The organism is Alistipes putredinis DSM 17216 (genome assembly GCF_000154465.1).
Taxonomy (GTDB): Bacteria; Bacteroidota; Bacteroidia; order Bacteroidales; family Rikenellaceae; genus Alistipes; species Alistipes putredinis.
Window position 1 is genome coordinate 259,328 of sequence record NZ_DS499580.1, and the last position, 12,967, is coordinate 272,294.

Below are 12,967 nucleotides of genomic sequence, written 5' to 3' on the forward strand. Positions count from 1 at the left end.
GTCATGACAGAAAAGACAATTCTGACAACTCCAAACAACCTTATTTTACCCAGTTTCACCTGATTCGTCCGGGTTGGGAAGAGTTTCCATAAGGTCGGTTTTGAGTTCGTCCAGCAGGGTCTGGCAAATGTCGCCATTAATCATCACGCACATTTTGTTCACTCCGTCTTTTGCGACGTGTTGCGTTGTCGTCAGCGTGTGGATGGCCTGCCGATAGGAGCTTTCGCTTTTTATACCGCCCATGTCTTCAAACTGACAGGTAAGAGCTGCTGCAAATTCTTTTGCGCTACCCATGTTGGTTAACAGCCCAAGCTCATTCAGGGCATAATAGGTCAGAGCCTGCTCTGTTGCCGTATCATATTTGGAGATGAATTTCCGGATAACTCCGATAACAGCATCTTTGTCGTTACAATCAAGATAATCTACAAGTGGCTGTACTTTCGCTTTCCGGCGTCCGCGTGTTTTTTGCGCATCATCAACAGTCTGGGTATTGTCAGATGTTTGCCCTGTTCCTGTATTATGTCCTTCCTCTGTTCCGCTGTCCATTTCCTCTGTCACGGACTGTAACGCCCACTCTCCGACATCGCCCTTTTCAATGGCTTCGTTCATGGAAAAGTACCTGTCCCAGTCGGTCTGGGTACGGAAACCGCTCTTGATGGACACATCTATAATCTGTCTGATGACAAAAGAACAGCTCATTTTGTCCGCCTTGTCTGCTTTCGGGTTCTTCATCTGCCTGTCTACCATGCCGACCATTGCCTCGAAGCTCTTGCCGTAATACAGCCAGCTCAACACAAGCGGTGCCGACAGGGTTATACCCGGATCTTTGGACTTGCCGCTAAAAAAGGATTTCATTCTGCCCCAAAGTGTGGTAGGAGGTGTATCAGGCAGAGGGGAACTCTCTTCCCTCTGTTTCCTGTACAGCTCAACTATCTGTCCGGGCACTGCATTCTCCTTGAACTGCAGGTCTATATTTGCAAAATTCTCCGCACTGTCATCGTTCCAGCACAGTTCCCATTCAGTTTTGATTTTGGGCAGTTGTCTGAATATGGCCCGGCAGATGGCAAGGTACTGCTTCTCGTCACCGTTTGTCATCAGACGTGCGAAACGGACGTATTCCTCCCTGTGCGTGTTCTTCCACCGGAGAATGTCCTCCTTGAACTGTTCGTAGGTCAGTTGTTGTTCATCCATATTCATGCTGTATTATCGGGTTAAATATAAAAGGGGATAGAAATGAGGAAACGGCCAAATCAATCCAACAGGTTGACCAGTTCCTTCTTCATCTCGTCGTCAATCTTGCGGTATCGGGCGAAAGCGCGGCTACCTTCGGAATGTCCCGACATGGAGGCAATCAGGTTCGGGTCTTTGACCTGTTTGTAGAGGTTGCCTATAAAGGTCTTCCGTGCCGTGTGGGTGGTTGCCACTTCATATAAAGGTCTTGCCACATCCTCACGTGTCTTCGGGTCGAGGACTCTGACCATGCGGTCGATGCCCACATACTTGAGGATTTCCTTTATCTTCTTGTTGTAACCGAAATGCGAGAACCTTGGAAGCAGCGCATCTTCCAGTTCCTTGTAACGTTCTAATATATCCAATGCTTTCTGGTTGAGCGGTACCCGTACCGTGCCCGCGTGTTCCAGTTTGGTCTTCTGCGGAATGTACTCCACACAGCCGTCAACGATGTTCGCCTTGGTCAACTTGTTCAAATCGCTAACACGACAACCGATAAGGCACTGGAACATAAATATGTCACGATAGACCGGATAGGTGGCACCCATTCCGCTCAAATCGGCATAATACACCTTGTCTCTCTCTTCAAGGGTAAGGTAGAACGGGTCGCCATACATGGGTTGTGTAATCTGGTACTGGTCAAACGGATTGTTCCTTGTCAGTCCGCGCTTGATGCACCACTTGATGACGGTACGGATGCGGTAGAGGCTTCCTGACATGCTGTTCTCGGAACGTTGTTGGGTCACATCACGAGGCAATTCGTCTTTATAGAATACAGGGTACATTTCCACGTACCTATACTCCTCCTGCATCCAGAACTTGAAGTCACGGATGTCGTCAGCGGTAATGGAATCAATGCAAAGGTGAAATCCTCGCTGGTGCATGACTTCATGGCGGAAACGCTCGTAGCGCAGCACCTTTTTCAGATTGTCACGGTGGTGTTTCCAACTTTCATCGGCAAGAGGTGTTTCGTCCATGTATTTCTTAATCTGGAACGACAGCAGGTATTCGTCTGCCTTGTTGCCGCCCCTCGCGTTGATGTTGGGATGGTGGTATTCCTCTATCAGCCCCTTGAGCCAGTTGCCGTCCACACCGCGGTGGTATTCCTTGGTGATAAGGTGCGTAATCTGCTGGATGTCCCGGTCGAAGTTCATCCGCTTTTCCTCCGAGACCAATGCCACACGGGGCTTGTAGCCCTGTTTCTCCGCGCTCCAGTGGTTGGGGTTGATGGAAAGCTCGCTTGCCGCCTTGATGTCCACTCCGCCGATGTCCCGGACACGGAAATAGACACGTGCCAGATTCGTCACGTTGTTCTTGGCCGATGTTTTTCTGATGAATGCCGTCACTTTCATATATATGTCCTCCTTAGTTTATCATCTCTACCATTTTGCGTTTCATGTCATCATCAATCGTTCGATAACGTCTGAACGCCCTGCTTCCCTCCACGTGTCCCGATAGGGAAGCTATCAGGTTCGGGTCGGGAACTTGTTTGTACAGATTGCCTACGAATGTCTTGCGTGCCGTATGGCTGCTGGCCACCTCGTACAAAGGTCTCTGCACGGTGTTGTAGCCGTGCGTGTCAAGGATGGTCACCATCCGGTCTATGCCGCAATGTTTCAGCAGTTCCCGTATACTCAAGTTATAGGTATGCACCGTTTTGAACGGAAGCAGCCTGTCTGCATTCTTATCGTAGTGTTCCAGTATCTTCAATGCTTTCTCGTGCAGGGGTACTCTGACGGTCTTCGCCTGACACTTCTTCGTCTTCTGCGGCATATACTCTAGGAAACCGTCCTTGATGTTGTCCCTTGTCAGCCGGTAAAGGTCTCCGACACGGCAGCCTACATAACAGTGGAACACGAATATGTCCCGGATGATGGACAACTTCGGGCAGTCACTCAAGTCTGCATTATAAAGAATATTCCTCTCTTCGGATGTAAGGTAGAAGGGATCACCGTAGGTCGGCTCCTTGCAGCCGTAGAGCGCATAGACCTCGTTGTCGGAATACTTCATCTTCTTGCACCAGTGCAGAAAGGTACAGAAGAGGTTCATGATGTTGATGACGGTAGTGCCTGAAAGCGGCTTGGGCTTGCGTTTGACAAGCAGGCGTGAGGCATAGAAGCCGGGATGCTCCTGTTGCAACAGATGTTCATTTACGACATAATCCCGGAAATCGTTCATCTGTTCCAGTGTGACCGTCTCCACAAAGAGCATGAAGTCTGTGTTACCCAATATCTCCCTTTGATAGTCATGGTAACGTGACATCTTGCGCTCGAAACGGATGATATGCTCCTTCGTCCTGTCCGCACCGTCAAACTTTACTAGATATTCATGGATGCGGCGGAGCAAGTTCGGATGGTTGCGTTCGAAGGCGCGGGCAGGGTACAGCACATCCTCGATGGCCTGTTTCAGCCATTTGCTGTCTGCCTTGTCCGAGAAGGTCTTTTCAACATGCTCGATGATGGCCGCAATCTGTCTGGGCAGCCGTTTCTGCTCGGTGGCAGGAACAGCTGCAGTGCGCTTGTAACTGAGGGTATCGGAATCCCAATACTTGTCATATACGGCAAGGGGAGAGACGACCTTTATATCCACGTTCTTCTCCCTGACCCGGAAACAGATGTTCGAGGTCGAGGAATCGCTCTTTTTCAGATATACGGAAACTTTCATCGGCAGTGTTTTTTGAATTACTCTGCAAAGGTACAATAATTCCCGTATATGTTCCCATATATCCCGAAGAAACTTGAAACGGATTAAAACAAATTAAGATGTCAATCCCGAATCTGATACCACATAAAACACTGTATATTAGCGGTTACATTTACAGTTATTATGCTTTTGTTTTCATTTTCGAGTTTCCCGAACACATATCAAAACATATATTGCAGTTCCACACTTTCTTTTTGATTATTCACCATTGAGGGGCCGGATGGTAATTACAATTTGAATATTCAATCAATTCAAATAATAATTACTATGAAAAAAATTCTATCGGTGTTGTATATTGCTACATTGCTGTTTGCAAGTTGTAGCGATGAGTATGACGATTCGGCATTGACCGGGCGCGTAGATAATTTGGAAAATCGGGTGGCCAAATTGGAAGAGCTCTGCAAACAGATGAACACCAACATTTCATCGTTACAAACTATTGTAACGGCATTACAAAAGAACGACTATGTTACGAACGTGACCCCCATCATGCAGAATGGGAAAGAGGTTGGCTATACGATAACGTTCAGTAAAAGTAATCCGATCACCATTTATCATGGTAAGGATGGACAAAACGGAACTGACGGAGAGGATGGGAAACCCGGAGTTGACGGTGAAGACGGAAAGAACGGACATACTCCCGTTATCGGAGTAAAGCAAGATACTGACGGGAGCTATTATTGGACACTCGACGGTGACTGGCTGACGGACGATAGCGGCAATAAAATCAAAGCAGAGGGAACCGATGGCAAGGATGGTACGGACGGGTCGAATGGAGAAGACGGGAATGATGGGCAGGACGGAAAGCCCGGCATGGACGGCAAAGATGGTATTACCCCTAAATTCAAAATCGAAAACGATTATTGGTACATTTCCTATGACAACGAGTCCACGTGGACACAACTCGGTAAAGCCACCGGTGAAGACGGTAAAGATGGAGAGGACGGTATTAGCGGTGATCCGATGTTTACGGATATTGACTATGAAACCAATACCGACTATGTAATTTTTACGTTGTCTAACGGTACGCAGATCAAATTGCCCACGTGGTCGGCATTCGAGGCTCTGAAAACACTCTGTAATCAGATGAATACCAACATTTCGTCTTTACAAACGATTGTTACTGCTCTGCAAAATAATGATTATATTACAGAGATTACCCCTGTTATGCAAGATGGGATAGAAATAGGCTATACGATCAGATTCAATAAAAGTAATCCAATTACTATTTATCATGGTAAAGATGGCCAAAACGGGACAGATGGTTCGGATGGCAAGCCCGGGGCTGACGGACAAGACGGGCATACTCCTGTTATCAGCGTAAAGCAGGATACTGACGGCGTTTATTACTGGACGCTTGACGGCAAGTGGCTGACGGATGATAGTGGTAATAAAATCAAAGCCGAGGGGACAGACGGAAAAGATGGTGCAGACGGTTCAGATGGAGAAGATGGAACGGACGGAGCGAACGGTAAAGACGGCATTACTCCCAAACTCGAAATCAGAGAGGGATATTGGTACATTTCCTATGACAATGGAACAAACTGGACACAGTTGGGCAAAGCCACAGGTGAAGATGGGACTGACGGAACTGATGCCGTTTCGATTTTCAAGGAAATTACCCAAGATGAAGATTATATCCATTTCAAATTGCAGGATGATTCGGTTATTTCCGTGCCCAAACATCATCCGCTGTCTATCACATTCTCCGAAACCGAGGATATTCGGGTATTGGCGGATAAAACATACTCGATCGGTTATACCATTACAGGAGCTGATGAAAATACCGTTATCAAGGCTTTGGCACAAGACGGGTTTCGGGCTGTGGTAAAAAAGACGGACAATGCAACTGGAACCATCGAAATCACTACTCCGAGTACGATTCTGCCGAGCGAGGTGCTGATATTCGTCACCGACGGTAAGGAACGGACGATTATGCGTTCGATCAACTTTGTCGAAGGAGTTATCGTTGTAACGACCAAATCCTATACGGTCGGTTACAATGGCGGTACGGTTACTGTCGATCTCTCGACCAATATCGACTATACGGTCGAAATACCCGAAGCCGATAAATCGTGGATTTCCGTAGCTGATACACGTACCCGTGCCGCTATGCGTGATGAAACCCTGACATTTACCGTAGCCTCCAATTCGGCTCTTACAGTTCGTTATTCGACAATCCGGTTGGTCGATAACCTCGGTATAACATCAGAAACGATTCTTATCACCCAAAAATCTGGAACCTCACAAACCGTTCATGTTACAACGGCCGGAACCCTCGATCAACTTATCAATTCTGAGGATAAGGACATCATCGAGGAATTGACCCTTACTGGCAAGATCAACACATTCGACTTCGACTTTATCAGAACGATGAAAAATCTTAAAGCCCTTGATCTTTCAAAGACCGACAATACGACTATTCCGGCAAGTTGCTTAGCTAATACTAATATTTCGACAGTTTTATTGCCTCTTGGTCTTACTGCGATTCCAAATCGTGCATTTTATCAAGCAGCAATCACTTCGATATACATTCCCGAAACAGTGCAGACTATCGGAGAATATGCATTTTATCAGTGTAAATCTATTACAGGGAACCTTGTAATTCCTGATGCCACTACCTCAATTGGCAACTACTGTTTCACATCATGTACTTTTAACGGCACCTTGACACTCGGCAATGGATTACAAACTATTGGTGAGTCTGCTTTTGGAGGGAACCAATCATTGGTAGGGGATCTAACAATACCTGTAACAGTTACGTCATTAGGCGCTTCTGCATTTAGTGGGAATGTAGGCTTCAATAGACATCTCACGATTGATAGTGGTATAAATATACCGTTTGCCTGTTTTTATGATTGCCGTAATTTTTCTAAACTCACTATAGCTGAAGGGGTTAATATTATTGGCGAGTCTGCCTTTGAAAATCTTTCAAGCATTACAGGTAATCTTAAGTTGCCTAATTCCATAACATCAATTGGGGCTCGTGCATTTTTCGGTTGCTCTAAAATTGATGGGTATTTATCTCTTGGTCCAAACATTACATCAATTGGAGATTGTGCATTTGTAAAAAGCATTGATTCTGAAGAAATAATACAAGAAAAAGAAAAGCTCTCCACCGATCCCGATATGGACTACTATGATCGTATTATATACGACGATACTTATTATTCTGCTATTTTTTCCAAAATATATATCCAATCTTCACTACCGCCGACGATTACTATTAAATCATTTGGGCTGAAAGAAACGACGATTTCAGATAAGAGATTTATTAAAAGAGAAATCGTCGAAAGACAACCGGGATGGAGCAGGAAAAGACAGTATGACATCTATAATGCTTACAGATATAGAGGCTCGTATCCAAATCATTTGATTGTTCCAACCGGATGTACAGCAAATTATTCTGATTGGGAAGTTGATTTAATTGAAGAAGTTGATTTTTAGCTTTTTAACATCAATAATTATGTGTACAAATTCCAACACTCAACCATCGAATGGACAGCAACTGTCACCCGATGCATTTATTGAGAACTCCCAAAACGATACTCAAAAGATGAATACATTTACAGCTTATGAAAAAGCAATTGAAGGCTATCAGTTTCAGGTAGGCCGCTACAACATCTGGATGAACTATTATGCCATCTTCGTCGGCGCTTTATTCGTCGCTCTTTACTCGATCTGGCCGAAAAGCGAAATCGAAACGCTATGTTGCGCATGCAAACCGGTTTGCGGCAAAGCTCCTGCGGCAGTTGCAGAATCGCAGGAGTGGTTCTTGCCCCTGATTATATCCGTTCTCGGTTGGATCGCCTCCCTTTGTTGGTACGGAGCCTTGCTCGGGTACCGTAAGTGGAACGAGCACTGGATTAAAGTGGTACAGGGTATAGAAATGGTACTTAATAAAGATGTATATCCTAATGTTTACACTGCCCAACCGGAACGTCCTCAGAAAGAGAGTTTGTGGAAACGTATTAAGAATATTTTTCGATGCAATAAATCAAAATGTTATGCGCCAGGCTTTGTCTCTACTCAGAAAATTACCGGAATTTTTATTTTTTTCGCAGCATTGGCTTGGGGCGGTTTGATAACCTACATTTTATATCAATGGTGCTGCGGATGGAACCTTTGGAGCATTATCCTTAGTGTCCTGTGTGGCTTTCTTACTGTTGTATTGCTGTGTCGTTTACATTGGGGAAAATCAAGATTTTATTCGTCAACTATTATTGATAGATAGCTACCGGCGATGAATCGTTGAAAAGAAACTATATTTACTTACGAATCATTGCAAGCTACGAATATTATTTTAGTGGAACAATCCCATTTGACGTAAAAAACGGAGGCTCATCGGCCTCCGTTTTGTTTAAAATCCAATATTCAATAAACAAAAATTTTCAACTTTACAAAAAAATGCGGACAAAATGCGGACATATCAGCCAAAATAAAAACCTCAAATGATTGTTTATAAGTCATTTGAGGTTTTTTGAATAGTACCCGGAGCCGGGATCGAACCGGCACAACATTGCTGTCATTGGTGTTTGAGACCAACGCGTCTACCAATTCCGCCATCCGGGCTGCTAAATCGGTGATTTGCTCTGCAAAAGTAATGATTTATCGAGGAACTCCAAATTTTTTTCGCATTTTTCTGCGTCCTTACTGTCTGCCGAAGTGGACGAGGAGCCTGGCGGCCTTGGCCGGTCCGACGAGGGCCGAGAGTTCTTCGGCAGGGGCCGTGCGGATTTTCTCCACCGTACGGAAATGGCGCAACAGGAGCTCTATGGTCTTCGGGCCGACTCCTTCGATATTTTCCAGTTCACTGTGAATGAAACCTTTGCTTCGCTTCTGCCGGTGGAAGGTGATGCCGAAGCGATGGGCTTCGTCGCGGATGTGACACACCACTTTGAGCGGTTCACCCGTACGGCTCAAGTAGTAGGGCATCGGGTCCCCGGGGAAGAAGATCTCTTCGATCCGCTTGGCCAGGCCTACGATGGGGACTTGTTTTTCGATTCCCAGTTCGCACAGCACGGCATAGGCGCTGGAGAGCTGTCCTTTGCCGCCGTCCACGATAATCAGGTCGGGCAGTTCGGCTCCTTCGGCGATCAGGCGGCTGTAACGGCGGAAGACGATCTCGCGCATCGAGGCGAAGTCGTCTGCACCGATGACGGTTTTGATGTTGAAATGGCGGTACTCCTTGCGTGAAGGCTTGCCGTCCCGGAATACCACGCATGAAGCTACCGGGTTGGTCCCCTGCAGGTTGGAGTTGTCGAAGCATTCGATGTGGCGGGGCGGACGGTCCAGGTGCAGCTCCTTTTGCATGGCGGCCATCAGGCGTTCGGTATGCCGCTCGGGATTCTTGATCTCGAGGTTCTTGAGCTGTTCGGCGCGATAGATACGGGCGCTCTTGAGCGAGAACTCCAGCAGATCGAGTTTTTCGCCCCGTTTGGGAACGGTGAAGGTCACTCCGTCGAAAAGTTGCGCGGCCGAGGGGAGGTAGGGAACGATGACCTCTTTGGCCAGCGTTCCGGCGATCGTTTCGGCGATGTGCTGGATGGCCAGGGTCAGCATTTGGGCCGGATCGGTGTCGATGCCCGTGGTGAGCCGTATCGTATAGACGCCCACGACCGAACCGTGGCGGATGCGCAGGAAATTGCAGTAGGCCACATCGTCGTCCACCAGCAGGGAGAAGACGTCCACGTCCACGATGCGTGCGCTGACGATCACCGATTTGCTCGAATAGTTGTCCAGGGCGTCGAGGCGTGTCTTGTAGCGTTGTGCGACTTCGAATTTCAGGTTTCGGGCGGCTGCCTCCATCTCTTTTTCAAGATAGGTACGCACGGGGCGCAGGTCGCCTTTGAGAATCGAAACCGTCATATCGACCAGTGCGTCGTATTCTTCTTCGCTTTGCGCTCCCACGCAAGGTCCCTTGCAGTTGCCCAGGTGGTATTGCAGGCAGACCGAATAGCGCCCTTTGGCGATAGCCGCCGGCGAAAGGTTGAGCGAGCAGGTTCGCAGGGGAATCACCTCGCGGATAAACTCCAGGATACTGCGCTGCATCATTACCGAGCCGTAGGGACCGAAATATTGGGAGCCGTCGCGGTTGAGGATGCGGGTGGACTGTACGCGCGGGAACGGTTCGCGGCGCACGACGATCCAGGGATAGGTCTTGTCGTCCTTGAGCAGGATGTTGTAGCGCGGCTGGAGGGTCTTGATCAACGAGTTTTCGAGCAGCAGGGCGTCCGTTTCGGTATCGACGACGATGTGCCGGATCGCAGCGATCTGCCTCACGAGTACCTGTACCTTGGCGCTGTGTTCCTTGTTCTGCATGAAATACGAGCTGACCCGCTTGCGCAAGCTTTTGGCTTTGCCGACGTAGATGATCGCCCCGTTCTTGTCCAGAAACTGATATACGCCCGGTGACAGAGGCAGCAGGGCCACCTGTTCTTTCAACCCGTATTTTTTTACGTTGTCCATCTGTCGCAAAAGTAGCAAAATTTTAACAAAGACCTCTGCCGTGCGCTGAATCGGAGAATGAGCCGGAGTTTTTCGGCAGAAGTCGTCGATTGAACAGATTGTTCGTGGTTGAAAAGTATTTATATTTTGATTATTTGTCGAAAACATTATACCTTTGGGCCATTGTATTGAGCAAAATCTGCCTATGAAAAATTTTTTATCCCTGTTATGTATTCTTTCGCTCTGCTTCGGGTGCGACAAGGCGTATGATCTGAACAAGATCGAATCCGGCGATGTAACCATCGGCAACGACCAGAGCGAATGGATTATGCCGTTGGCGCAGATCACGGTCGGAATGGACGAGTTGCAGGACGGCAGTGCGGATATCCGCGCTATTTTCGACGAGGTCGATATCTGGTTGCCGACGACGCTCCCGGGCAATGCGGAGTGGGTCGATATCGTCCGTCTTTCGAGCGATGGAACTTATCTGGACGGAATGCTGGAGGCTCTTATCGACGAGATGCTCGTTCCCGGATCGAAAAAAATGGACGAAGTGGTCGATCTGATTTGGTCCAACGAAGGTTACCGCGAGCGTTTTACGGCGTTGATTCCGGCCGATAGCGAGGAACTTTTCAAGGCGGAATTCAAGGAGTTTTTCGGCGAGGACAACGAGGCTGGCGAAGCGTTGCGCGATACGATGGGCGAGCTGGCGCGGGAATTTCTTTCCCAGATTAAAATCAATACGATTACTTATAATGCGACGTTGGATGTCGACGATGATTTGATCGATATGCTTGCCGACAACCTCGATCCCGAGGGTACCGTCGATCCGGTCAATACGCTCGATTTGTACGGCGAGGTGCGGAGCAGTCTGCCGGTGAGCTTCGAAGTAGCTGCGGATTTTTCCGAAACGAACGTGGCTATCGCGCCTTTCCTGGTCGAACCCGACGAAGAGAATGACATCGCTCCCGTGCGGCTTTACAAGGATGATATCCGGAGTTTGTTCTCTTTCTTCGAACTGAATGTCGATTTTATGCCGCAGAAATATTATCCGCGCATCGGATTCAGCGACAGCCAGTCGATTCGTATGATGCTGCATTTGAAGAAACGCGGCGGTCTTAATCTGAACCTTTAATCCGGATTCCTCATATGAAAAAGATCATATATACTTTGATTGCGGCATTTGTCGCATGTACGGCCGTGGCACAGACGCCGAGTGCCTACTTTATGGAGGGTTCGACTTTCCGCAGCCAGCTTAACCCGGCTTTCGCTCCGCTGCGCGGCTATGTGAATATTCCCGTATTGGGCGGTGTGCAGGTCAACGTTTCCGGTAACCTCTCCGTCAGCGATATTTTTTATCCGGTGAACGGAAGTTTGGTAACGCTGTTCGACAAGAATGTTTCTGCGGCCGAGGCGTTGGGAAATCTGCGCTCGAAAAATATGCTCGGAACCGATGCCCGGATCAATATCGTCGGTTTCGGTGCATTCCGCAAGGATCATAAGACATTCTGGTCGTTCGATCTGAATATGCGTGTGGAGGCGGAGGCCAATATGCCCTATTCGTTGTTCGACTTTCTCAAGAACGGACGGAACGAGGCCGTTATCAACGATATCAAAGCCTCGACACAGGCTTATCTCGAGGCCGCTTTCAGTTACTCTTTTCCGCTGACGGATCAGATTTATCTCGGTGCTCGGGGTAAGTTTCTCGTCGGCGCGGGCCGTGCGCGGACGTCGATCGACCGGCTCGATATAAAATTGCAGGAGAATAGTTGGAATATCGACGCGGACGGTTCGTTCGAAATGTCGGGCCTTGAGATGAGCTCCATGCAGCGTCCCGACGGGTCGGAATATTATTCGTTCAACGATTTCGACGTCTCTTCCTACAAAGGGCCTGCGGGTTACGGTTTTGCCGTCGATCTGGGTGTGATGTACGACGTGATTCCCGATTTGCAGCTCTCTTTCGCCGTGAACGACCTGGGTTTCATTTCGTGGGGAAAGAAATACCTGGAGCGTGGGCAGATGACCAAATCCCAATCTTTTACCGGCGTGGAGATCATCGACGGTGAGGTTCACGATCCGGAGTTCGATTTCGGCGAGCTGGAGTTCGACCGGGTGCAGGCTTCCAAAGGCAAGACCGAGATGCTGCGCACCTCGATCAATCTGGGGGCCGAGTACGAGGTTTGGCGTCACAAGATCGGCCTGGGTCTGCTTTACAACGTACGTGTCTGGGATGTGAAGACGTTCCACAACCTGACCGCCTCGGTGAACTTCCACCCGATTCCCTGGTTTACGCTGACTACCAGTTATTCGTTTCTCAACGGCCAGGGGCACGCCCTCGGTGTGGCGATCAATGCCTGCCCCAGTTGGATCAACTTCTTCCTGGCGACCGATATGTTGATTTGCAGCCATACGCCGCAGTTCCTGCCCGTCACTTCGACTTCGATGAACGTGACGCTCGGCATCGGCGTTCCGATCGGGCGGCGCAGCCACCGCATTCCGGGAGAGTATCTCTACCGATAATAATATTGTATGATATTAGTTAAGAAGCCTGCATCGGTAGATGCAGGCTTCTTTGATGCGGTGTTTT

8 protein-coding genes and 1 tRNA gene are annotated in these 12,967 nt (G+C 48.3%); 4 read left to right on the forward strand and 5 right to left on the reverse strand.

Features of this window, described 5'->3' with window-relative positions:
* Positions 1–45: 45 nt before the first annotated feature.
* Genes ALIPUT_RS10035 through ALIPUT_RS10045 form a run of 3 tightly spaced genes read right to left on the reverse strand, consistent with a single transcriptional unit; the run spans position 46 to position 3,894 of the window.
* Positions 46–1,197 (reverse strand): DUF6043 family protein, encoded by a 1,152-nt coding sequence (locus ALIPUT_RS10035; RefSeq protein ID WP_004329808.1) that lies wholly within the window; start codon positions 1,195–1,197, stop codon positions 46–48.
* 53 nt (positions 1,198–1,250) lie between these two features.
* Positions 1,251–2,582: a site-specific integrase gene (locus ALIPUT_RS10040; protein ID WP_004329809.1), complete on the reverse strand. Its 1,332-nt coding sequence runs from the start codon at positions 2,580–2,582 to the stop codon at positions 1,251–1,253.
* Between the two features lie 13 nt (positions 2,583–2,595).
* A complete protein-coding gene (locus tag ALIPUT_RS10045) occupies positions 2,596–3,894 on the reverse strand; it encodes a site-specific integrase (protein WP_004329810.1) in 1,299 nt (432 codons plus the stop codon).
* 306 nt (positions 3,895–4,200) lie between these two features.
* Here ALIPUT_RS10045 and ALIPUT_RS10050 point away from each other — a divergent pair, with 306 nt between their 5' ends.
* Positions 4,201–7,380, forward strand: a complete 3,180-nt coding sequence (locus ALIPUT_RS10050) for a PL29 family lyase N-terminal domain-containing protein (protein ID WP_004329811.1) — start codon at positions 4,201–4,203, stop codon at positions 7,378–7,380.
* Positions 7,381–7,489: 109 nt separating this feature from the next.
* A complete protein-coding gene (locus tag ALIPUT_RS10055; RefSeq protein WP_040293799.1) occupies positions 7,490–8,167 on the forward strand; it encodes a RipA family octameric membrane protein in 678 nt (225 codons plus the stop codon).
* 254 nt (positions 8,168–8,421) lie between these two features.
* On the opposite strand, the gene ALIPUT_RS10060 is transcribed toward ALIPUT_RS10055, so the two are convergent.
* Both ALIPUT_RS10060 and uvrC read right to left on the reverse strand, forming a co-directional pair.
* Positions 8,422–8,505: transfer RNA gene (locus tag ALIPUT_RS10060), tRNA-Leu, on the reverse strand.
* Between the two features lie 78 nt (positions 8,506–8,583).
* The gene (uvrC, locus tag ALIPUT_RS10065) at positions 8,584–10,401 is read right to left on the reverse strand and encodes an excinuclease ABC subunit UvrC (protein ID WP_004329814.1); all 1,818 of its coding nucleotides are present in this window, start codon (positions 10,399–10,401) and stop codon (positions 8,584–8,586) included.
* A 184-nt stretch (positions 10,402–10,585) separates the two neighbouring features.
* Between uvrC and ALIPUT_RS10070 the strand changes: the two genes are divergently transcribed.
* Together ALIPUT_RS10070 and ALIPUT_RS10075 are read left to right on the forward strand one after the other, a co-directional pair.
* Positions 10,586–11,515, forward strand: a complete 930-nt coding sequence (locus tag ALIPUT_RS10070) for a hypothetical protein (protein ID WP_004329815.1) — start codon at positions 10,586–10,588, stop codon at positions 11,513–11,515.
* A 14-nt stretch (positions 11,516–11,529) separates the two neighbouring features.
* On the forward strand, positions 11,530–12,900 hold the full coding sequence (locus ALIPUT_RS10075; protein WP_004329816.1) for a DUF5723 family protein: 1,371 nt from the start codon (positions 11,530–11,532) through the stop codon (positions 12,898–12,900).
* The last annotated feature ends 67 nt before the right edge of the window (positions 12,901–12,967 follow it).